The 22,889-nt window shown below is 66.4% G+C and carries 16 protein-coding genes; 6 read left to right on the forward strand and 10 right to left on the reverse strand.

The genetic code is table 11. From position 1 onward, the window contains the following. Positions 1–52 precede the first annotated feature (52 nt). Positions 53–2,473, forward strand: coding sequence for an endopeptidase La (lon, locus tag F2Q65_RS07340; RefSeq protein ID WP_150091941.1), 2,421 nt, complete (start codon positions 53–55; stop codon positions 2,471–2,473). A gap of 62 nt (positions 2,474–2,535) precedes the next feature. On the opposite strand, the gene serS is transcribed toward lon, so the two are convergent. The 8 genes from serS to F2Q65_RS07380 all read right to left on the reverse strand — a co-directional run bounded on the left by serS (position 2,536) and on the right by F2Q65_RS07380 (position 11,741). Then, positions 2,536–3,831 carry a serine--tRNA ligase gene (gene serS / locus F2Q65_RS07345; RefSeq protein ID WP_150091943.1) on the reverse strand — a complete coding sequence of 432 codons (1,296 nt, stop codon included), beginning with the start codon at positions 3,829–3,831 and terminating at the stop codon, positions 2,536–2,538. 91 nt (positions 3,832–3,922) lie between these two features. After that, on the reverse strand, positions 3,923–5,947 hold the full coding sequence (locus tag F2Q65_RS07350) for an SPOR domain-containing protein (RefSeq protein ID WP_170265590.1): 2,025 nt from the start codon (positions 5,945–5,947) through the stop codon (positions 3,923–3,925). Between the two features lie 255 nt (positions 5,948–6,202). Next, entirely contained in the window at positions 6,203–6,766 is a 564-nt protein-coding gene (locus F2Q65_RS07355) for a bactofilin family protein (RefSeq protein WP_150091947.1), read from the reverse strand. After that, positions 6,732–7,991, reverse strand: coding sequence for a M23 family metallopeptidase (locus F2Q65_RS07360; RefSeq protein ID WP_170265594.1), 1,260 nt, complete (start codon positions 7,989–7,991; stop codon positions 6,732–6,734). Before F2Q65_RS07360 ends, F2Q65_RS07355 begins: the two co-directional genes overlap by 35 nt. Positions 7,992–8,602: 611 nt before the next feature. Next, complete coding sequence (locus tag F2Q65_RS07365) at positions 8,603–9,349, reverse strand: (Fe-S)-binding protein (RefSeq protein WP_150091951.1); 747 nt, start codon at positions 9,347–9,349, stop codon at positions 8,603–8,605. Positions 9,350–9,445: 96 nt separating this feature from the next. After that, complete coding sequence (locus F2Q65_RS07370) at positions 9,446–10,300, reverse strand: energy-coupling factor ABC transporter ATP-binding protein (RefSeq protein WP_150091953.1); 855 nt, start codon at positions 10,298–10,300, stop codon at positions 9,446–9,448. After that, positions 10,297–11,199: an energy-coupling factor transporter transmembrane component T family protein gene (locus tag F2Q65_RS07375; RefSeq protein WP_246156041.1), complete on the reverse strand. Its 903-nt coding sequence runs from the start codon at positions 11,197–11,199 to the stop codon at positions 10,297–10,299. The genes F2Q65_RS07370 and F2Q65_RS07375 overlap by 4 nt, the downstream gene beginning before the upstream one ends. 38 nt (positions 11,200–11,237) lie before the next feature. Further along, positions 11,238–11,741 carry a PH domain-containing protein gene (locus F2Q65_RS07380; protein ID WP_150091955.1) on the reverse strand — a complete coding sequence of 168 codons (504 nt, stop codon included), beginning with the start codon at positions 11,739–11,741 and terminating at the stop codon, positions 11,238–11,240. A gap of 328 nt (positions 11,742–12,069) precedes the next feature. On the opposite strand from F2Q65_RS07380, the gene cls reads away from it, so the two are divergent. The 3 genes from cls to F2Q65_RS07395 all read left to right on the forward strand — a co-directional run bounded on the left by cls (position 12,070) and on the right by F2Q65_RS07395 (position 15,873). Further along, positions 12,070–13,548: a cardiolipin synthase gene (gene cls / locus F2Q65_RS07385; RefSeq protein WP_150091957.1), complete on the forward strand. Its 1,479-nt coding sequence runs from the start codon at positions 12,070–12,072 to the stop codon at positions 13,546–13,548. A gap of 79 nt (positions 13,549–13,627) precedes the next feature. Beyond that, entirely contained in the window at positions 13,628–15,283 is a 1,656-nt protein-coding gene (locus tag F2Q65_RS07390; RefSeq protein ID WP_150091959.1) for an RNA-binding domain-containing protein, read from the forward strand. A 125-nt stretch (positions 15,284–15,408) separates the two neighbouring features. After that, positions 15,409–15,873, forward strand: coding sequence for a rhodanese-like domain-containing protein (locus F2Q65_RS07395; protein ID WP_150091961.1), 465 nt, complete (start codon positions 15,409–15,411; stop codon positions 15,871–15,873). A 63-nt stretch (positions 15,874–15,936) separates the two neighbouring features. Here F2Q65_RS07395 and F2Q65_RS07400 read toward each other — a convergent pair whose 3' ends face one another. Next, the gene (locus tag F2Q65_RS07400) at positions 15,937–17,241 is read right to left on the reverse strand and encodes a multifunctional CCA addition/repair protein (RefSeq protein WP_150091963.1); all 1,305 of its coding nucleotides are present in this window, start codon (positions 17,239–17,241) and stop codon (positions 15,937–15,939) included. Positions 17,242–17,527: 286 nt separating this feature from the next. On the opposite strand from F2Q65_RS07400, the gene F2Q65_RS07405 reads away from it, so the two are divergent. Next, positions 17,528–19,045, forward strand: a complete 1,518-nt coding sequence (locus F2Q65_RS07405) for a multiheme c-type cytochrome (protein WP_150091965.1) — start codon at positions 17,528–17,530, stop codon at positions 19,043–19,045. 89 nt (positions 19,046–19,134) lie between these two features. Beyond that, on the forward strand, positions 19,135–19,623 hold the full coding sequence (locus F2Q65_RS07410; protein WP_150091967.1) for a tetratricopeptide repeat protein: 489 nt from the start codon (positions 19,135–19,137) through the stop codon (positions 19,621–19,623). 380 nt (positions 19,624–20,003) lie between these two features. On the opposite strand, the gene ppc is transcribed toward F2Q65_RS07410, so the two are convergent. After that, entirely contained in the window at positions 20,004–22,823 is a 2,820-nt protein-coding gene (ppc, locus tag F2Q65_RS07420; protein WP_150091969.1) for a phosphoenolpyruvate carboxylase, read from the reverse strand. Positions 22,824–22,889 lie beyond the last annotated feature (66 nt).

Consider the following 22,889-nt stretch of genomic DNA (forward strand, 5'->3'; position numbering starts at 1 on the left):
GCGGGCGAATCAGCCAGCAAGTACCGGCAAGGTCCGGCAGAGGGAGAAACAGATGCATCAGGATAAGGATCAGGGGCCAGAACAGGAACCAGCTCAGGAGCCAGTCCAGGAGTCAGAGCGGGCGCAGGAACCCGAGACCACGCTGGCCCGCGCCGACGAGGTGCTGCCGGCACTGATCCCGCTGCTGCCGGTGGCGGCCCGGCCGTTCTTTCCCGGCCAGGCGGTGCCGCTACTGATGGACGCGAACCACTGGCGCGACACCCTGCTGGCTGTGGGCAAGACCGAGCACAAGATCCTCGGCGTGATCCTGACGCGCGGCGAGACCTCCGAAGGGGCGACCCCCGGCGAGTTCCACGACGTCGGCACCGCCTGTCGCGTGCACCGCGTCAACGAGGACGATGGCAAGCTGCAGGTGCTGGTGGAGTGCCTGCAGCGCTTTCGCATCGAGCGCATCGTCGATGACACGGCGCCCTTCTCCGCCCGGGTCACCTATATGCCGGAACCGCAACCGGAGCCTGAGGTGAAGGCCTATGCCATGGCCGTCATCAACACTATCAAGGAACTGTTGCCGCTGAATCCGCTGTACGTGGAAGAGCTGCGGATGTTCCTCGACCGCTTCGGCCCGGACGACCCGTCACACCTGGCGGACTTCGCCGCCAGCCTGACCACCTCCAGCAAGGAGCAACTGCAAGAGGTGCTGGAGGCCGTGGCGCTGCTCAAGCGCATGGAAAAGGTGTTGGTGCTGTTGAACAACGAGCTGGAGCTTGCCCGCGCCCAGCAGAAGATCCGCGCCTCGGTGGAAGAGCGGATGCACAAGCAGCAGCGGGAATTCTTCCTGAAGGAGCAGCTGAAGGCCATCCAGAAGGAGCTCGGCATCGCCAAGGACGACCGCACCGCGGAGCTGGACAAGTTCAAGCAGCGCATCGCCAAGCTGACCCTGACGGAAGAGGCGCAGAAGCGCATCGACGAGGAACTGGACAAGATGGCGATCCTGGAGACCGGATCACCGGAATACGCCATCACCCGGAACTATCTGGACTGGATCACCCTGCTGCCCTGGGGCAAGCACTCCAAGGACAAGCTCGACCTGAAACGGGCGCGACGGGTGCTGGACCGGGACCACTATGGTCTGGACGACGTCAAGCAGCGCATCCTGGAGTTCCTCGCCGTGGGCATCCACAAGGGCGAGATTGCCGGGTCCATCATCCTGTTAGTCGGCCCGCCGGGTGTCGGCAAGACCTCCATCGGCCGCTCCATCGCCAACGCCCTGGGCCGGCGCTTCTACCGCTTTTCCGTCGGCGGCATCCGCGACGAGGCCGAGATCAAGGGCCATCGGCGCACCTACATCGGCGCCATGCCGGGCAAGTTCATCCAGGCCATGAAGGACGCCGGCACCGCCAATCCGGTGATCATGCTGGACGAGATCGACAAGATCGGCGCCAGCTACCATGGCGATCCGGCCTCGGCCCTGCTGGAGGTGCTCGACCCGGAGCAGAACGTCGACTTCCTGGACCATTACCTGGATCTGCGCTTCGACCTGTCAAAGGTGCTGTTCGTCTGCACCGCCAACCAGACCGACAGCATCCCGGGTCCGCTGCTCGATCGCATGGAGGTGATCCAGCTGTCCGGCTACATCGCCGCCGAGAAGCTGGCCATCGCCAAGAAATATCTGCTGCCGCGCCAGATCGACCGGGCCGGACTCGACAAGGGTGCCGTCAAGGTGGGCACCCGGACGCTGCGCGCGCTGATCGAGGGCTACGCCCGCGATGCCGGGGTTCGGCGGCTGGAAAAACAGCTGGGCAAGATCGTGCGCAAGGCCGCGGTGCGCCTGCTGGAAGAAGAGCCGACACCCATCAGCGTCGCACCCGAGGACCTGAAGGAATACCTGGGCAGCCCGGTGTTCCGCGACGAGCGCAAGCTCACCGGCCCGGGGGTGATCACCGGGTTGGCCTGGACCGCCATGGGCGGCGCGACCCTGTCCATTGAGGCAGTGCGCACCCATGAGTTCAACCGCGGCTTCAAGCTCACCGGCCAGCTGGGTGACGTGATGAAGGAATCCGCCGAGATCGCCTACGGCTACATCCTGAGCCACGCGGTGCATTTCGGCGCGGACCCCGCCTTCTTCGAGAAGGGCTTCATCCACCTGCATGTACCCGCCGGCGCCACCCCCAAGGACGGTCCGTCCGCCGGCATCACCATGGCCTCGGCACTGCTGTCACTGGCCCTCGGCAAGCCCGCCCGGCGCATCGCCATGACCGGCGAACTGACGCTGACCGGCGAGGTGTTCCCCATCGGCGGGGTGCGCGAGAAGCTCATCGCCGCCCGCCGCGCCGGCATCAAGGAAATCCTGCTGCCGGCGGACAACGAAGGCGAATTCCACGAGGTTCCGGAGCACATCCGCAAAGGCCTGACGGTGCATTTCGTCAGCCACTTCGAGGACGTAGCCAGACTGCTGTTCAACGGCCGGAACTGATGCTGCAGCCTGACGCCGTTGCCTGTGACCCCGGCGTCGGCTGCAAGGATGTGACGGCGCGGTCAGGCGCTCGTCGGTGCCTTCAACAACGCCAGGCCGCCGAGGTAGGGCCGCAGCACCTCCGGCACCCGGATGCTGCCGTCCGCCTCCTGGTAGTTCTCCATCACCGCCACCAGGGTGCGGCCAATGGCCAGCCCGGAGCCGTTCAGGGTGTGCAGCAATTCCGGCTTGCCGGTTTCCGGATTGCGCCAGCGGGCCTGCAGACGGCGCGCCTGGAAATCACCGAAATTGCTGCAGGAGGAGATCTCCCGGTAGCGCCCCTGCCCCGGCAGCCAGACCTCCAGGTCGTAGGTCTTCACCGCAGAGAAGCCCAGGTCGCCGGTGCACAGACTGACAACGCGATAGGGCAGCTCCAGGCGTTGCAGAATCGACTCCGCATGCCCGGTCAGTATCTCCAGGGCTGCAAACGAATCCTCCGGGCGCACCGCCTGCACCAGTTCCACCTTCTCGAACTGATGCTGGCGGATCATGCCGCGGGTGTCCTTGCCGTGGGAGCCGGCCTCGCTGCGGAAGCAGGGCGTATGGGCCACCCAGCGGCAGGGTAACCGGTCGGCGTCGACGATGACGTCACGCAGCAGATTGGTCACGGGCACCTCGGCGGTGGGCACCAGGTAGAAGTCCCGTTCACCCTGTCCCGGCACCTTGTACAGGTCTGCCTCGAACTTCGGCAGCTGGCCGGTGCCGGTCAGGCTGTCGGCATTGACCAGATAGGGCACATAGGTCTCGCTGTAGCCGTGCTCGTTGCCGTGGACATCGAGCATGAACTGGATCAGCGCCCGATGCAGCCGGGCCAGCGGGCCATTCAATACCACGAAACGCGCCCCGGTGAGCTTGGCTGCGGCGTCGAAGTCCATCCAGCCGGCGGGCACGCCCAGGTCGACATGATCTCGAGGCTGAAACGCGAACTGCCGGGGCTCCCCCCAACGCCGCTCCTCGCGATTGTCGTCTTCGCCCGTCCCGTCGGGCACACTGGCGTCGGGGACATTGGGCAGGCCGAGGGCGATGTCGCGCATGCGCTCCTGCAGCTCGCCGAGCTCGGTGTCCATGGCCTTGAGCAGATCGCCGAAGGAGGCCACCTCCTCCAGCAAGGGCTCGATGTCCTCACCCGCCGCCTTCGCCTTGCCGATGGCCTTTGAGCGCGTGTTGCGCAGGTTCTGCAGTTCCTGCACCTGCGTCTGCAATTCCTTGCGACGGGCGTCCAGCGCTTCGATCTGCGCCGTATCGACGGTGACGCCGCGGCGCGCGAGTTGGGCCGCAACAGTGGCCAGTTCGGTACGCAGCAGTCTGGGATCCAGCATAAAGAGATTTCCTGATAACGACAGCGGCCGACACCCCGGGGGTATCCGAAACAGGAGACCCACGGGGCGCCGGCCGCTCAGGTCAACGGCGTCAGCGGCTCGCCTGGTACAGGCGGGCCGTCGGTTCGACGCCGATGACCCATGGCTTGTTCGATTGCAGCTTGTCCGACAGCGCAGACAGCGCGGTATTGGCCGCGGTGCGATCCTGGTACACCCCGAGCAGCACCGTATGATAATTGGCGAGGGCCCGAACATAAAGCCGGTCGGGTTCGAGACCGCACCGGCGCAGGAAGGTCAGCGCATCGCCGGAGGTCTTGAAGCTGCCGAGCTGAACGGCAAAACCCGACTGCTCTAGCCGGACCCGTTTCAGACCGGGCAGTTCCGGTGCTGTTTCCGTGCCGCCAACCACCGTTTCGATCGCGGGCGGGGGCGGTTCTGGCTGTTGTATCGGCCGTGGCACAGCGTCGGTCGCATCGGCCTGTGTGGTTACTGTTTTCGAGGCTGATGCCGCGTCCTGCGTCACCGTCGCGTCGGTCTCTGCGGCGGCGCCAGATGCCGAGGCAGAGGCCGTGCCTGAAGTCGGTGATTCCGCTTCAGTCGCGGTTTCGCCTTCAGCACCACTGACTGGCCCTGTTGAGGCGGCGGGGGCGGCGACCGTGTCGGCAGCACCAACTTTGCGAATGGCCTCATCGCCGGACAGGCTGCCGGTTTTGCCACCGGTGTTATCCCCGGTTCGGCCACCGATGGCGTCGCCCTCTGTGGTGGTGGAATTTTCGCTAGCCCCGGCTTGCCAGGCAGCGGCCGCCGGTGCGGCATCGATACCATCGGCCGAGGCGGCCGCGACGGCCTCTCCCTTCTCGATCTGTTCCAGCCGGTCCTCCAGCTTCGCGATCCAATCCGCGATCGGCTCCTCGGGTTCAGGCGTTACCAAATCGTCCGGTGATGCCAGCAATAAGGACGGGTCCAGCGCCAGACCCCAAGCGGCAGCCGTGCCCTCTACCGCAGCCTTGGACTCCAGCCCCGCGGGCTGGTCTGCAGATCTAAACGGCGGTGAGGCGACAGCAGCGCCTCGGAAGGCCGCAGGCGAACGGGCCAGACGGTCGCCGGCAGAGTTGCCTGAGGCCTGCGCGATTTCTGCATTCGCCTCTGTGGCCGGGGCCGCAGCCGCGCCGACTTCAGCCTGATCGCTCACCTTGGCTGTTGCCGCCATGGTGGATACCGACTTGTCGGTGGCGGCCTGTCCGGAAACTGACTCAGATTCCGCCCTGGATTCTGCGCCAGATGCCAGATCATCAGACGATTCAGCCACCTGCATATCCGGCGAGTCGGTGGCACGGGACGCATTCCACTCTGCGGCGGTACCGTCGCTGCCGATCGCCGTGTCCGATGAGGCTATCTTGTGCGCATCGCCGCTGTTCCCGACCCCGGTGGCGGCATCGACAGGCGAGCCCTGACGCCAGAGCATGAGCGCGGCGAGCCCGATAATGAGCAGAAAGGCCAGGGTGAATCCCAGCCGGACCTGGCGCCGCAGCAGCAGCAATTCCTCGCGAACTGCCGCCGCCTCATGTACGGCCTTGATCTGCTGGACCCGCCGAACCGCGTCGCTGTTGACGACCTGCGGTGCGACCCGTCCGCGCTCCGCCGGTTCGGGCTCGCTGTCGTCCGTCTTGGTCCCCTTGTCGTCCGCCGGACGGCGGTCCGTTCTGTGCGCGGGGGCGGATGGACGCCCGTCGGTGCGCATGGTCAGCGCATCGTCACCGGCGTCGCCATAATGGGCGGGTTGCGCCGCTGCATCACTCCGGTCGGCATCGAGCACACCGGCAACCGCATCCAGGGCCTTGCCCGCCTCGACCAGTTGCTCCTTTACCGAGACCAGGGCCTCGGTGACGTCCGCAATACCGCTGGAGGCATCTACTTCGGCGGCAAAACGCTTGACGCTGGTCAGCAGTTGCTCCGCCTGTTCCGCAACGGTCTCGGCGAGGGCGCCGTAGACTGCATTGTCGGTACCCGGCGCCGAGGCTTGGCCCGCCGTCTGTTCAGGTGCTGCGGAGGGGTCTCGCTGCCGCTCGGCGACCAGCCAAAGCGCCCGTTCCGCCTCGCGGGTCCAGGCCTTCACCTGCCAGGCGAGGGCCCCCAGGATGGGGATGACGCGACTGTCCGCATCGTCGTCCACGCGTTTCTGCATCATGAGCGGAGCGATCTCCGCCCGGAGGCTCGACAGCGCCTCGTTGACGCGTTGTTCCGTGTCGGCTACTTGCGTAGTCATCAGGCTCGTCTGGTCCTTGCAATGGAAACTGTCGGCCCGACTGCCCGAAGCGGGCGCATCGGCGGCGCTACCCGTTCTTGCCGCGGCACCGGCGGCTGCGCCAGGCTATTTCTCGATGTCGCCCTTGACATAGGCCGAGGTCGTCTCCGTCTGGCGTACGCTGGTGCGGGTTATCTCGGCGTAGGCGCTCTCCTTGGAGTAGGTCAGCACCGCCGAGCGGTTGCGCTGTGCCGAAGTACCGTCCATCACCGTCAACGCCCCCTCGACCAACGCCCCCCGCGGGATCTCGATGGCCTTGTAGACGATGTCGGCGTAGACCTCCGCACCCACCTTCAAGGAGACGTCGTTGGCGTGCACATGCCCGGCGATCTTGCCCCAGATCTCGACGCTGTCGGCGACCACTTCGCCGTTGACCGAGCCGGATTCACCCACGGTGATATGCGCCGCAGACAGTTCCCCGTCCACGGTGCCGTCGATCTGCACATCACCCTGGGTGCGCACATCACCGACGATGTGCATGTCCGCACTGATCACCGAGGGTGCCGCCGCACGCCCGGCAATGCCCGGTCGGCGTCCGGCCGGCTGGCGGGCAGTCGTGCTAGGGACATTGCGCCCGGCGGACGTGTCCTCGGCCTCAGTTTTCGGACTGCCTAATATCTTGGTAAACATTGCGCCCAACCGTGATGAAAGTCATAGGATTGCGAGCCCGCCCGTTGATGCGAGTCTCGTAGTGTAGATGGCTGCCGGTACTGCGGCCGGAATTGCCCATGAGGCCGATCTTCTGTCCCGCCTTGATTTCCTGGCCCGGCTTGACGAGGATCTTGTGCAGATGGGCATACACAGTCTCCGCCTTGCCCTTGTGGGCGATCTCGACCACCTTGCCATAGCCCCCTCGCCGGCCGGCGAACACCACCACGCCGGCACCCGTGGCGTGGATCGGTGTCCCGGTGGGCGCGGCAAAATCGACCCCCTCGTGGCGTGCGCGGCCCCCATTGAACGGATCGGTACGCAGGCCGAAGCCACTGGACATCCGGTGCCGCTTCTGTACCGGGTAACCGATGGGCAGGTGTTCCGCCAGACTGGTCAAGAGTAGGACGCGTCGCGCCGCATCCACCGTCTGGAATGCGTTGGTACGCCCCGGCACGTCGGCCGGTACCTCAGTCCTCGGCTCGCTGCTGTTCACCGGCAGATAGGGGCCACCTGCACCGTCCATGTCGGCATCGGCCTGGGCCGCCTGCAGCAGCAGGGCGTCGATGTCGAGGCCCGTTGCCTCGAGGTTCCGGGTCAGACGCTTCGCCTGCTCCTCGATCGTGGACCTGAGCCAGGCGAACATCTCCGCCTGGTACGCCCGCAGGTCCGCGAGTTCGCCCTGCAGACCGTCTACCTGGCGCGACAGTTCGGCGTTTTGCGCCGCGAGCAGCTGTTTTTGTTGCCACAGGTTCAGGTACCGATCCACCCGGGAGGTCAGCGAACCGACCAGCAGTTCGACATTGTCGGCTTCGGATTCGTAGCGGTTGCGCGTCTCCGCCAGTGTCGTCAGCACCGCGCCCAGCGCATCCCGATGGCGGAGTTCGGCGTCTGCGACGACCCCCTGAAGGGTACGAACATGTCGGTCTCTTTCGGACAATGCGTCCAGGCTCGAGAGCAGTGAAATGGCAAGGATTACGAGGGTCAAGAAGAGAGCGCCGACGGCTGCGGCGGCGTACTGTTGCTGTCTCCGGGTGAGGACAACATGCCGCATCAGGTTACCCGTCCGGATCGTGATTTGATGGTCGCGAAAGATTGGTTCGCGTGGATTTTCTTGCCGACTGTGCGATCCAACCATCTGAGACACCATTTTGAAAATTTTAATGAAACCTGAGCCGGGCAAAGTCCGCTGAAAAAGACCGCCCATGGGCATCACGTTGACCGGCCGATATCCAACGTTCGGATGCCCTGTGCTTACGGAATCAAACAACTTGCCTCGGCCCAGCAACCACGCGACCCGCTATGCATCGCCCTTGGGAGATAGAGCGTCCTCGTGTCCCGCACGGCACACGCTGACTAAAGGGCCTCCATGCTCCGAGCAAGGCCAAAACTGAGCACGCAGCCTGAAAAGGCGGTTTCCTGATTTTTTCAATGTCAGCGACTTAGGCCGTTGACAATGGCTGGGCGCCCTGCCCCGCACGGGAAACGCAGAATAAATCAGCGTTTCCCTAGATCTCTGCAACGCCATTGGAAGGCGGCTATAGGGGCCAACAGGACGGTCATGCAGGCCCGACGGCAATAAATGTCAGGGAACTCCCTACAAAGTTAGCAGTGCTGCCGTTTAAATGTGCGTGGAGTATCGCGCAGCAGCATGAACCTTGCAACCGTAGCCGGACCATTTGACTGCGCGGGGCTGGTATCCCGCGCTAATCACTTTCGGCCGTAACCGTTGCCGGGTTTCTCCAAGCCGCAAACGAAATGAGTCGATCCAAAGCCAAGATGAACAAGAGCCGCAGGATCCACGGCTATTCAGGCCAGCTACGGCTGTGTCCGTTGCCATAGAAAATCGGCGATATGCTGTGCCTGGAAACCCAGACCGGCCTTTTGCGCCGTGCCTGCCAGGTTAACCAGGCAGCCACAATCCTGGCTCACCAGCAGTTCGGCCCCGGTGGCCGCCACGGCCTGCGCCTTGTCCAGCGCCATGGCGGCGGAGATCTCAGGCTCCTTGACCGCGAAGGTGCCGCCGAACCCGCAGCACTCGTGGGCATGATCCGGCTCCACCAGGGTCACCTGTGACAGGCCTCGCAGCAAGGCCGCTGCCGCCGGGGCCACGGCCATTTCGCGGCGTGCGGAGCAGGACTGGTGCAGCGCCACCGTCACCGGCGGTCCCTGATCCACCAGCCGCACCGCAAGCACCCGATGCAGGAAATCACAGAGTTCCACCACCCGTTCTGCCAGGGCCTCTGCCAACGCCTGGTCTGCAGTGCCCGCGAACAGTCTGGGGTAATGATGTCGCAACATGCCGGCACAGGAGGCGGACGGCACCACCACCGGCTCGTCACCGGCCAGCGCGGCGAGTTGCTGCCGCGCCACCCGGCGGGCATCAGCACGATAGCCGGAGTTGTAGGCCGGCTGGCCGCAGCAGGTCTGCGCCTGGGGAAAGCGCACCCGGATGCCCTCGCGACGGATCAGGCGCATGGCGGCAAGTCCGGCCTCTGGATCGACCAGATCGATCAGACAGGTGCCGAACACCATTACGGCATCAGGCCGGTTCCTCGCTGACATGTACCCTCCAGAGTGGACGGATTACGGAAACGCCGCCGGATAATGACAGTATGGCCCACGACGCCCGGACTATAGCACGGCCGCAGCAGCCGTTTTCTAGCCCGGCGAGGACTCGCCGTCGTGATGATCGCCATGCGCCGGCGCGGCTCCACCGTCTTGACCATGGGCAAGGTCGTCGGCGCCATCGGCGCCCGGCAGGTGCAGATGCAGGTGGGTATGGTGGTGGGTATGCGGATGGCGGTGCAACTGCGCCTCGGACAGGCGCCCGCCGCGTAGCACCACCGCACGGTTGGCGAGCCGCTCCAGGAAGCGTCGGTCATGGGACACGATCAGCATGGCCTGTTCCAGGCCGGACAGGTAGCCGATCAGGCGCGCCTCGCTGGCCTCGTCCAGACCGGTGGTCGGTTCGTCCAGCAGCAACACCTCCGGCTTCATCGCCAGTACCGTGGCCAGGGCCACCAGCCGTTTCTCCCCCGCCGACAGCCGATGCGTTACCCGCTCAGCGTAGTCGGCCAGCCCCAGTTGCCGCAGCGTGCGCTCCGCGGTCTGCCGCGCCATCGATGGAGACTGCCCCAGGTTGAGCGGACCGAAGGCGACATCGTCCAGCACTGTGGGGCAGAACAGCTGGTCGTCGCTGTGCTGGAACAGCAGACCGACCCGGGCACGCACGGCGAGGAAATCCGCCTCAGTGCGCCGCTCGCGGCCGAACGCGATCACCCTGCCCTGGCTGGGCCGACACAGCCCCACCAGCAGGTGCAACAGCGTGGTCTTGCCAGCCCCGTTGGGGCCAACCAGCGCGACCCGGTCACCCGGCCGCAGCGCGAAATCCACCTGCCGCAAGATATCGGAGGTGCCGTAGCCGAAGCTCGCCGCGTCCAGGCGGAGCAGTTCGGGGCGGGGCCGATCCGAGCGCGACGGATCCGGCCGAGCCTGGTCCGGATTCAGGTTCATGCGGACACGCCGAGCGGAATCCGGTCCAGCATGACCAGCAGGGCACAACCGAGCAGCACGCCTGCCAGCACGACCCGATCGAGCCATGCCCATCCGGCACCGTCGTCGAAGGACGGCGATGGCCGCAGTCGCCCATCGAAGCCGCGGCAGCGCATGGCATCGTGCAGGCGCCGTGCGCGGCCGAAGCTGCGCACCAGCAGCATGCCCATCAGCCAGCCAAGGCTGTTCCAGGTATGGCGATCGGTGCGGGCGGTGAAGGCCCGCGCCCGCATGGCCTGGCGCAGGCGCCGGTATTCCTCGCCGACCAGCTGGATCTGTCGCACCGTGAACAGCAGCAGATGCGCCAGCCGATACGGCAGACCGAGCCGCGCCAGGGCGTGCCCGAGGCGAGCCGGCTCCAGGTGTCCGAGCAGTGCAACGGACACCAGCAGCACGGCGTTGGCCTTCAGCAGGATGTGCAGCGCCAGCATCAGCCCATCGGTGCTGGCGGACAAGCCGCCCAGGCGCAACAGGGTCGGGCCGTCGACGCTGAACGGCAGGGTCAGCAACAGCACCAGCATGAACAGCTGCAGCGGCAACAGCCGCCGCACCGTCTGCCACGGCGACCGGCGGTTGTCCGGCGCCCGGCTCAGCGCAAAACCCGGCATGAACTCAGGCGCCAGGCCCAGCACCAGCCCGATCACCACCGCCAGGACCAGCGGCCCGATGCCCTGCAGGGAGACGACGGTTAGTGCCCAGGCCAGGGTCAGCAGCACCCGCGACCGCGGGTCCAGCCCTGCCGCCCAGCCGGCCCGGTTGCCGGAGCCATTGCCGGAACCATTGCCAGAGTCGGAACGGCCGCCGGGCGCATGGCTAGCGGGGTTGCCAGGTGCGCGGCTGGCCGGACGCCCCTCAGTCACGGCGCCGGCTGCCGCAGCACACCACGGGCGCCACGGGCTCAGGCCTCCCCGCTGCTCTGGCGCTTGATGTGCTCGCGGATCTCCGCCGGCCGGGGCAGGCCCTTGATGGACAGCTCCGGCTCGTCGCCGGTGGTGTAGATCACCAGATCGCCGGCATTGAGGATGCGCTGCAGCAGCGACTGATGCACCCGCACCGTGCGGATCGAGGCCATGTTGGTCTCGGTGTAGTTCTTGCTGAGGAAGCCGTGGGTCCAGACGATCTCCCGCTCATGGATCTCCAGCTGGTCGAACTTGGCCGCAAACCACCAGCTCAGCAGGCGCAGCACACCGATAGCGATCAGCGCGATACCCAGGTGGCGCGGGTCGAACCACGCCGGCAGTTGCAGGCCGGGCAGCAACTGGTACAGCAAGGGGGTCAGGTAGGGGATCTGGCCCGTCGCCACAACGAAGCCGCCGCCCAGCACCAGCAACCAGGCGATCAGGGTGCCGAACGGATGTGTCCGCCACACGGACGGGTTGGCCTGGTACAAGAGTTGCGACATGGCAGCGCTCCGGGACGGTTGCGACGACGAACCGGGAAATGGTAGCACCATGTCCGCAACAACAGCCAGCAACCGGGCGGACGGCCGGCACCAAGGGAGACGTAGATTCATTGGCCTCCCTGATCCGATCCAGGCCAAAAATCAGCACGCGATTCGAAAACGTGTTTTCCGCATCGCTTCATTTTTAACGGCTTGCGTCGCTATCAATGACGGGGCGTTCTGCCCTGCGCGGAAAATGCTGAATAAATCCGCATTTCCCTGGGCCGCGAAACCGAAATCGCATCGGCAAGGGCGATATACTGCCGCCGCCGCATCGAGGATACAGCCAATGAATGACTCCCTGCTGATCACGGCACTGGCCGTGGCGCTGCACCTCGGCCTCGAGGCCGTCATCATCGTGCGGGTCCTGTTGCGACCACACCGCGACCCCGCCTCGCGCATCGCCTGGGTGGTGGTGGTGATTGCCTTGCCAGTGGCCGGTATGCTGGCCTATCTGCTGCTGGGCGAGGTCAACATCGGCCGGCGCCGGGTCGAACGCATGCGCCAGGTGCTGGCACGGTTGCCGCCGTTCGCCGCCGACGGCATGACCGCGGCCGCGCGGGAGACCACCGGCCTTGAACCGCGCATCCCACCCGCCCATCAGCATCTGTTCCGGGTCGGCCACTCCATCTCGGGGCTGTGCGCCGTCGGCGGCAACCGCGCCGAGTTGCTGGCGGATTCCGACGCCACCATCGAAGCCCTGGTCGCCGACATCGATGCGGCCAAGGAGCACGTCCACCTGCTGTTCTACATCTGGCTGCCGGACAACAACGGCCGCAAGGTGTCGGCGGCACTGATCCGCGCCGCCGCACGCGGGGTGACCTGCCGGGCCATCGCCGACGACCTGGGCTCGCGCAGCCTGATCCGCTCGGCGCACTGGACCGACATGGCGGCCGCCGGGGTGCGGCTGGCCCGGGCGCTGCCCGTGGGCAACCCGCTGCTGCGCATGGTGCGCGGGCGCATCGACCTGCGCAACCACCGCAAGATCGTCATCATCGACGACCGCATCACCTACTGCGGCAGCCAGAACTGCGCCGATCCCGCGTTCCTGATCAAGGCCAGGTATGCCCCCTGGGTCGACGCCATGATGCGCTTCGAAGGCCCGATCGCTCGGCAGAACCAGCACCTGTTCGCCGCCGACTGGATGGCCCATGTGGACGAGGAGATCGACGCCCTGTTGCATCGCCCGCTGCCGCCGCCGGCACCGGGCCGGCACGGTGGCGTGCCGGCGCAGGTCATCGGCACCGGACCCACGGTACGCTACTCGGCGATGCCGGAGATGTTCGAGTCCCTGATCTACAGCGCCCGTCGCGAGCTGATCATCACCACCCCTTACTATGTGCCTGCCGAGTCCACCCAGGCGGCCCTATGCGCCAGCGCCCGTCGCGGCGTTGCTACCACCATCATCTTTCCGGCGCGCAACGACAGCTGGGTCGTCTCAGCCGCCAGTCGCAGCTACTATGCCGACCTGCTGGCCGCCGGCGTGCGTATCTTCGAATATGTCGGCGGACTGCTGCACACCAAGTCCCTGACCCTGGACGGCGAGATCACCCTCATCGGCTCCGCCAACATGGACCGCCGCAGCTTCGAACTGAACTACGAGAACAACATCCTGTTCCACGACCCCGCGCTGACACAGGCCATGCGCGAACGCCAGCAACAGTACCTGGACCAGTCGCTGGCCGTCACGCCGCAGACGGTGGCTCAATGGAGCCGGCGCCGGCGGCTGTGGAACAACGCCATCGCCATGCTCGGCCCGGTGCTTTGAGCCCGGTGCTCCGTGCCCGGTACGCTGCGCCCAGCGCAATGAGTCCAGCGCTCTGACCCGACCCGCCCGCCAACACGCCATGAAGCTGCGCCCTCTGCTCCACGCCCCGTCCACGCGCTTGCGCTCGCACCTGTTTCGCGATCTGTTGCTGTTGCTGCTGGTCACGACGGGGGCGTTGATCGCCGCCGGCGCGCTGCTGATCAACGACATCAAGCAGAGCCTGGCAGAGGAGCGCATCAGCGCCGCCACCAGCCTGGTGCGTGACGAGATGCTCGGCCTGCTGACGCCGGTACGCCAGCAATTGCTGATCTTGCAGGATGCCCTGCGCGACACGGCGCGCACGCCCGCGGATCGGCAGGCCCTGAACGCGCTGTTGATGCCGACCCTGCGACACATCCCGCAGATCGCCGGGGGCATCTTTGCCGACACCACCGGCGCGGACTATCTGTTGCGTCGGGACCAGGACGGCTGGATCACCCGGGAGCGCCTGCCGGTCAACATTGCCAATGGTGAGCGCGTTTCAGGCCGGCAAGCGCCTGACGGAGCCGGCGAGGCCCGATTCACCCTCACGCGCTGGTCCGCAGCCGGCGAGCCGGAGCGCTCCTGGGTCGAACAAGGGCCCTACGATCCGCGGCAGCGTCCCTGGTTCCGCCTGGCGTTGAATGCGTTGCAGGGCGACCAGGGCGCGGTGGTCTGGAGCCCGCCCTACCGCTTCGCCTCCAGTGGTGTACCGGGCACCACCGTGTCCGTCGCCTGGCGCGATGCCGGCGATGTGCGCGTTGCCGCCTTCGACCTGACCCTGGCGCGCATCATCGCGGCCATCGACCGGCTGGATCTGGGCCGGCACGGCCACGGCTTCCTGTTCAGCGCTGACGGCGGTGTCTACTCCGATCGGGCCCAGGCGAGCGCAGAGCGCGGGTTCTATAGCGCAGAGCGCCAGCAGGGCGGCACCCTGGCCTTCGAGGCCGTGGCCGCCTGGCGCGCCGCCGGCGAGCCCGACGGGCAACTGGTCGGCTTCGAGAGCGGCGGTCGGCGCTGGTGGGGCGGCTTCGTGCCGCTGCATCCGGACAACGACAGCGTCTGGGTCGGCGTCGCTATCGCCTCCTCGCCGGCCCTGGGAGCGTTGCAGAGCCGGTGGCCGCTGGTCGCCGGCCTTGGCGCTGCCATCCTCGGGCTCGGCATCGGCCTGGCCCTGCTGGTTGTCCGCAAGTACGGCCGGGAACTGCAGGCACAGCCCAAGACCCGACTCGATCCGGACGATCCGCAACGCGACCTGTACGACCTGATCGGTCGCGGCGAGGGCACGCATCTGGAACTCAAGTCCACCATGCGCACCAACCTGCACACCGGCAAACCCGGCAAGGAGATCGAGCTGGCCTGGCTCAAGGGGGTCACCGCCTTTTTGAACACCGAAGGCGGCATCCTGCTGATGGGCGTCGCCGACGACGGCGAGGTGCTGGGACTGACCGCGGATGCCTTCGACAACGACGACAAGCGTCAGCTGCACTACAAGAACCTGATCAACCAGCATATCGGGCCGGAATACAACCGGTTCCTGCACTTCGGCCTGTTCCAGCTCGAAGGCAGGCAGATCGCCGCGGTTCAGTGCGAGCCGGCGGACGGCCCGGTCTTTCTGCGCCACAAGAACGGCGAATCCTTCCTGATCCGCACCGGACCGTCCAACATCGAACTGCCCATCAGCAAGGCCCTCGGCTACATCCGCGCACGTTTCTGAGCAATCCGGCCATCAACCGCCGGTGGGCGACAGGCAGGAACTACCGTAGCCATTCCACCCGCATTCGCTCCATAAGCCTATACTTATACGTAGGCGGCCATTCAGACCGCTGCGGAGGTAAACCGATGAAACTGAAACGCATGCTGGGTTTGTTCATCGCCGGCTGTCTGCTGATCCCGCCGGCACTGGCCTATGACGAGGGCATGGCCAAGACCTACGAACAGTTCTTCGCCGGCTTCCACGAACAACAGGTGCCGAAGGCCATGCACCTGATCCCGCCGGACAAGCTTGTCGCGGCGATCAAGAACAACGAGCCCATGGTGCTGATCGACGTGCGCACCCGTCAGGAGCAGTCCATCGTGTCCCTGACCTATCCTGGCTCGCTGAACATCCCCATGGACGAGATCTTCAAGCCCGAGAGCCTGGCCAGGATACCGACCGACAGAAAGGTCGTGCTGACCTGCCAGGCGGGCATTCGCAGCACCGTCATCGCCACTGCGCTCCGCAACATCGGCTTTGACAACGTCTACGCAGTAAAGGGCGGTCTGCTGGGACTGCTGCAGTACCTCAACGCCAAGACCGCCTTCTGACCCGGAAGGCCCGATCGGGCAGCACCATGAAAACGCTGGCTCATCCGGCGTTTTCTTCGACGCTCAACCCGCTTCCGGCAGGGGGCCGACACGGCGACGTACCGTGCGAATGGCCTGCAGCCGCGCGTCGTGGACCGCCGACTGGATATCCCCCGGTTGCACGCACGCCCGGGCGATGGCACCGATGTCGATGGCACGCACCGCGTCGGCGTACTCCCGCATCAGGCCACCCTGCAGGTAGGCCCGGTCCTCGAAGCCCTGCCGACCGCGGTAATCCGCCTCACAGGCCAGCAACATCTGCTCGAAGCGCTCCGGACGCCGGAACAGGTCCGCCCCCTCGAACAGGTTCAGCACGGTGCTGGCGCGCAATTCCGCCACCTTGTGCGCCTTGCCGTGGTAGCGGGCGGTGATGCGGGCCAGCTCACAGAAGCGCCTGGGCACCCGGAACCGGGCGCAAACCCCCTCCAGCAGGTCGACGCTGCGTTCCTCGTGGCCATGGTGCCGCGGCAGGATCTCCAGCGGCGTGGTGCCCTTGCCCAGGTCGTGGCAGAGAGCGGCGAAGCGCACCTCCGGCAAGGGTGACAGGCGCGCCGCCATGTCCAGCACCAGCATCACGTGCACCCCGGTGTCGATCTCCGGATGCCAGCGGGCAGGCTGCGGCACGCCCCACAGGCGGTCCAGTTCCGGCAGCAGCCGCGCCAGGGCGCCGCAATCGCGCAGGACGCCGAAGAACACGGACGGCCGCGCCTCGCCGAGGGCGCGCACCAGTTCCTGCCAGACCCGCTCCGGCACCAGCGCATCCACCTCCCCTGCGGCCACCATGGAACGCATCAGCGCCTGCGTCTCCGGCGCCACGCGAAAACCCAGCTCGGCATAGCGGGCGGCGAAGCGCGCGGTGCGCAGGATGCGCACCGGGTCCTCGGCAAAGGCCGGCGAGACATGTCGCAGCAGGCGTCGCTCGAGATCGGCACAGCCACCGTAAGGGTCGATGATGCGCCCCTGGGGGTCTTCCGCCAGGGCATTGATGGTCAGATCGCGGCGTTCCAGGTCCTGCTCCAGGGTCACGGAGGGATCCGCATGCACCGCAAAGCCATGGTAGCCGGGAGCGGTCTTGCGCTCGGTCCGTGCCAGCGCGTATTCGTCCTTGCTGTGGGGGTGCAAAAACACCGGAAAGTCCTTGCCCACCTGCCGAAAGCCGCGCCGACGCATGTCATCGGCCGTGGCGCCGATGACGACATAGTCCAGCTCGTCCACCGGCAGGCCCAATAACCGATCGCGCACCGCGCCGCCGACCAGATAGACCTCCAGGCCGTCGGCCGCCTCCGTGGGCGGCGGTGGCCAGCGCTCTGTGTGTGTCCCGCGTTGCATGTGACCCCCTGCGCGCGCCAATACCGGCACGAGTATACCCGTTACGCGCGCCTTTTCGATTTTCCCGGCCCAGTGGCACAGGGCTGGGCGACGGCCCGGAAAGACAGGGCACGCCAGCATTGACATATGTCAATGGCCATCGTTTCCCCTTCCGGTTTTGAGGGAAATCAAGGTTTGTCAACCCGATTCCCAACACAGTCCATCCTGGAAGCGACGCCTCCGCCTGGCGGACAGGCCCGCTCTCCGACCGGGATCCGATGCCCAAGCCCACAAAGAGGAGTGTGTCATGTCCACTGCGAATCAAGGCGCAAGCCGACCCCCGACCCGCGCATGGCGAGGCAGCCTCGCCCTCGCCGCCTGCATGCTGCTGGCGACCAGCGCCGCCCATGCGGTCCGTCCCGCCGGCCAGCCCGGCGTCGACTGGGGCGACCCCAAGGGCCAGGAATGCGTCGATTGCCACATGACGGAGAATCCCGGGCTGTACTGGGAGTGGAATCACAGTCAGCACGGCCAGAACGGCGTGACCTGCCTCGACTGCCACCAGGCGGCCGAGACCGACGTGGACGCCTGGCGACACGAGGGCACTTTCGTGTCCATCATCGTCACGCCGAAAGACTGCTCCAACTGCCACACAAAGGAATTCGAGGAGATGGACGGCTCCCATCACGCCAAGGGCGGACAGATCCTCGGCTCGCTCGATAATCTGCTGGGCGAAGTGGTCGGCGGGCCGGCCGCGGTCAACGCCGGCTGCAAGCAGTGCCATGGCGGCACGCTGGAGTTCGTCGACAAGGGCCGCGACAAGGGACGCCCATTGCCCGGCAGCTGGCCGAACACCGGCATTGGCCGCATCAACCCGGACGGCAGTCTGGGCTCCTGCACCGCCTGCCATGGGCGCCACCGCTTCAGCAAGGCCCAGGCACGCACGCCGGACACCTGCGGTAAATGTCACGTGGGCCCGGATCACCCGCAGATCGAGGTCTACAACGAGTCCAAGCACGGCATCATCTACCGCGCCAAGGTCGACGAGATGAACCTGGAGTCGGACAAATGGGTCGCCGGCGTCGACTACAGCGCCGCCCCCACCTGCGCCACCTGCCACATGAGCGCATCGCCCAGCGAGCCGTCCACCCACAATGTCGGCGAGCGTATCTCCTGGACCCTGCGTCCGCCCATCTCCACCAAGCTCAATCTGGTGAAGCTGGAAGACGGCAACGAGTTCGACGTGCCCGAGGGCCAGCCGGTGCCGGCGGTGGGTGATCAGGCCAAGGGCTCCACCGTGATTGAGGTGCTGACCTGGAAGGACCGCCGCAGCAACATGGAAGGCGTCTGCTACAGCTGCCATGAGCTCAGCGTCATCGAGGGCCACTACAAGCAGTTCGACGACGTGGTCGAGCTCTACAACGAGAAATTCGCCCGCCCCATCGCCGCGGTCATGGGCAAGCTCAAGGAGGGCGGTTACATCACGCCGGCGCCGTTCGACGACAAGATCGAATGGACCTGGTGGGAGATCTGGCACCACGAGGGCCGGCGGGCGCGCCACGGAGCGGCCATGATGGGCCCCGACTACACCTGGTGGCACGGCATCTACGAGGTGGCACAGCACACCTACTTCAAGTGGATTCCGGAGCTCAAGGACGTGGTGAGCAAGAAGGACGGCAACGACGCCGTCGCCGTCGCCCTGCTGGAAGCGCACTTCAAGCCTATCGAAGGCCATGACTGGTTTTTCAACGGCATGAGCAAGGACCAGATCGACAAGGTCCGCAAGGGCTTCGAGGCACGCTACGGCAAGGGCTCGCTGAAGTAGCCCGGGGCCATCGACCCTGGCCAGCCCGTCGACGCCGTCGGCGCTTCATCACGGGGCAGGGATGCCCCGCCCTGCACGGAGCTCATGCCATGCCCAAGACCCCGTCGAACATCACCGCGGCCTGCGCGATCTTGCTGGTCGCCAGTTTGGCCACCAGCCCGAGCGTCAGCCTGGCCGCGGAACAATCCTCGCCAAGTGTCGCTGCCCTGGTCCGCCAGGCGGAAACGCAACTGCAGCAGCAGGACATCGAAGGCGCCATCGCGACCCTGCGGCAAGCCATCGACCTGGAGCCGGACTCCGCCGTCGCACAGACGCGCCTCGGCGGCGCCCTGCTGCTGGCGCAACGCCATGACGCGGCCATCGCGCAATTCCGGCAGGCCATTGCCATTCCGGCAGTGCCGGACAGTGCGCGTGCCCCCGCCTTCATCGGGCTCGCCTTCGCCTACCTGCACACGCAACGCCCGGCGCTGGCAAAGGCCGCGCTGGTCGAAGCCCGGCGACTGGATCCGGGCAAGGCGCCGGAGATCGACCAGGCCATCCAGCGCATCGACCGGCGCGCCGCCGCCCCGCCGCACTAGCCGGACTCAGCGCTCGGAATCAGTGCTCGGACTCAGCGCTCGGACTCAGTGCTCGGAATCAGTGCCCGGACTCAGCGCTCGCCCTTGGTGCGCAGCAGCCCGGCCCAGCGGTTGCCCTGCTTCTGCGGCCCGCCACGCGGAAACAGCCGGTGCAGAAAACGGCTGCTGCCGCGTTCGCGCCCTCACAGCTGGCGGAAATGCACCAGCATCCAGGCAGAGTACCTGTTCGACGAGGCCCTGGTGCTGCCGACCTGGCGCTTCGGATGCTGCGAACGCTGATCACCGAGCAGGGAGTGCCGAGGGCACCGCCAATCACCTGACAGGCAACCTGGCCCGCAACCGGACCAGCGGCCGGGCCCGCAACCTGGCCGTCGACCGGCTCAGCCCGTGTTGCGCATGCCCGCGGCGATGGCGTTGATGGAGCGCAGCAGCGGGTCCAGCCACTGCTCGCGTTCCTCCGCCGCCCCCTCCTGTCGGTAACGCTCCAGCAAGGCGATCTGCACATGGTTCAGCGGGTCGAGGTAGGTGTTGCGCCGCGCCAGCGACACCTGCAGGTCCGGCGTTTCCGCCATCAGCCCGAGCAGGCCGGCGACGTTCAGCACCTGGGTCACCGTGCGCTGATACTCCTCGGCGATGGTGTTGTAGAGCACCTCGGCGCGGGCCGGATCCCGGGCCAGGCGCAGGTACTCGTGGGCGATGTGCATCTCGGCCTTGTACAGGGCCATCTGCGAGTTGCTCAGGATGGCGCGAAAGAACGGCCACTCCTGGTACATCCGCTGCAGCTTGGCCAGGCGCTCCACGTCGGATCCGCGCCAGCGCTCGATGGCGCTGCCGATGCCGTACCAGGCCGGCAGCGTGTGCCGCGACTGGGCCCAGCCGAACACCCAGGGGATGGCCCGGATGGAGCCGAGGGAGCGGTCGCGTTTCTTGCGGTGCGACGGGCGCGAGCCGATGTTGAGCAGCGCGATGGCGTCCACCGGGGTCACTTCATAGAAGTAGTCCATCAGGCCTTCGGTGCCGCAGACCAGCTCGCGGTAGGCCTCCTCGCCCAGGCGCGCCAGCTCGGCCATGATGCCGAGAAAGTCCTTGCGCGGCGGCGGCGGCGGCTCGATCACGCAACGACTGGCCTTGATCAGGCCGCTGATGCCCATGGTCAGCTCGTACAGCGCGGTCTCAGGGTTGGCGTAGCGGTAGGACAGCACCTCGCCCTGCTCGGTGAACTTGATCTGGCCATGCACCGTGTCGTCCGGCTGCGCCAGGATGGCCTCGTGGGTGGGACCACCGCCACGGCCCACGGTGCCACCGCGGCCGTGGAACAGCCGACAGTCGATGCCATGGCGGCGCGCCAGGGCCATGATCTTTTCCTGCGCCTCGTACAGGTTCCAGGCGGACGACAGGATGCCGCCGTCCTTGCAGGAGTCCGAATAACCGAGCATCACCTCCTGCAGATTGCCCGAGGCCTGCAGCAGCGCGGCATAGGTGGGGTTGTCGAACAAGGCCGACATCACCGCGTCGATCTGACCGAGGTCCTCGATGGTCTCGAACAGCGGCGCGATGCGGATGTTGCAGAACCAGCCCGCGGTGCCGCCGTTGGTGCGCCCGGCCAGCCCCGCCAGACGCGCCAGCAGCATGACCTCCAGCACATGGCTGGCGCTGTGGGTCATGGAGATGACATAGGCGCCGAAGACGTCCTCGCTGATCTCCGCCCGCATGCGGGCCATGACCTCGAACACCTCCAGCGTCTCGCGGGTCTCGGGGGTCAGGGTGGCCTTGTCGATGTGGAACGGATGCGGATGGGCGATGGCCTCGGCCAGGGCCAGCCGCTTCTGTTCCTCGCTGAAGGCGCCGTAGAAAGGCGCACCGGGCTGGCGGGCAAACAGCTCCACTATGGCCTGGGTGTGGCGCCCGGACTCTTGGCGGACATCCAGCCGCATCAGATGGAAACCGAAGCTCTCCACCAGCCGGATCAGATCCTTCAGCGGCCCGTCGGCGGCATTGGCATCGCCGTGGCTGATCAGGGAGTCGCGAATCAGGTAGAGGTCGTCGAGCAGTTGCTGCGCATCGGTGTAGCCCTCGGCCATCTGCGCCGAGTGTTCCACGCCGTCGATGCGCGCCCGCACCCGCGCCAGGCTCGCCCGCAGCCGGTGACTGACGATGGCCAGCTTGCGCCGGTAGGGCTCGTGGAAGTAGCGGCGCTGGGTCTGGCCCATGGGGCCGAGCCAGTAGTCCTCGTCGGCGTCCAGGCTGTCGAGGAATTCCGGCGACGGCTCGCACAGCGCGCTGGAGTGGCTGAGCACGCGGGTCAGCCGCCCGACACGGGTCAGGTACTCGTCCAGCACCAGTTCGCAGTGCATGCGCACCGCCAGTTCCGTGGTCTCGGGCTTCACAAAGGGGTTGCCGTCGCGATCGCCGCCGATCCAGGAGCCGAAGGCGATGAAGCTCGGCACCTGGATACCGGCCTCATGGCCATAGAAACGCCGCACCGCACGCTCCAGGTTGCGGTAGACCTGCGGCAGCACATGGAACAGGGACTCATGGAAAAAGTACAGCCCCTGGCGCACCTCGTCCGTGACCTGCGGCTTGTGCACCCGCACCTCGTCGGTCTTCCACAGGATCTGGATCTCGCTCAGGATCTCGCCCAGCCGATCCTGCTGCTCCTCCTGGTTCAGCTTGTGCCGGTGCAGGTCCAGCGCCAGCAGGAAGATCCGCCGCTGGGTCTCCAGCGTGGTGCGACGTTTGGCCTCGGTGGGGTGAGCGGTGAACACCGGCAGGTAGGCGAGCCGGTCAAACAGCGTCTGCAATGCCTCCGCCGCGACCCCTTCTTCAGCGAATTGGCGCAGGGTGTGATCAAAGGAGCCACGCCAGAGCCGGCCACCGGCACTGACCGTAGTGCGGCGCTGCAGGAAGCCATGCACCTCCTCGGCGATGTTCGCCAGGGAGAAATAGATGGTGTACGCGCGGATCACCTCGGACAGGGTCTGCGGATCCAGGCCGTCGATCCGCTTCATCAGTTTGCCCCGCAGGGCCTCGTCGTCGTGCTCGCGCAGGGTCAGGAAACCGTCGCGCAGCCGCTCCACTACCACCAGCACGCGTTTGCGGCTGTGTTCCCGCAACACCTCGCCGAGCAAGGTGGCGAACAGCGCGATGTCGCGCTCTGGTCCAGCCGGGGTGACCGGCTCTGCTGGCTGATTCTCTGTCATGGCGGTGCTGCTGCGTGGGCTCGGGGTCGAAAACAACCCTGCAGTCTACCCCGCACGGGCGCCGCG

The organism is Thiohalocapsa marina (assembly GCF_008632335.1).
Lineage (GTDB): Bacteria > Pseudomonadota > Gammaproteobacteria > Chromatiales > Chromatiaceae > Thiohalocapsa > Thiohalocapsa marina.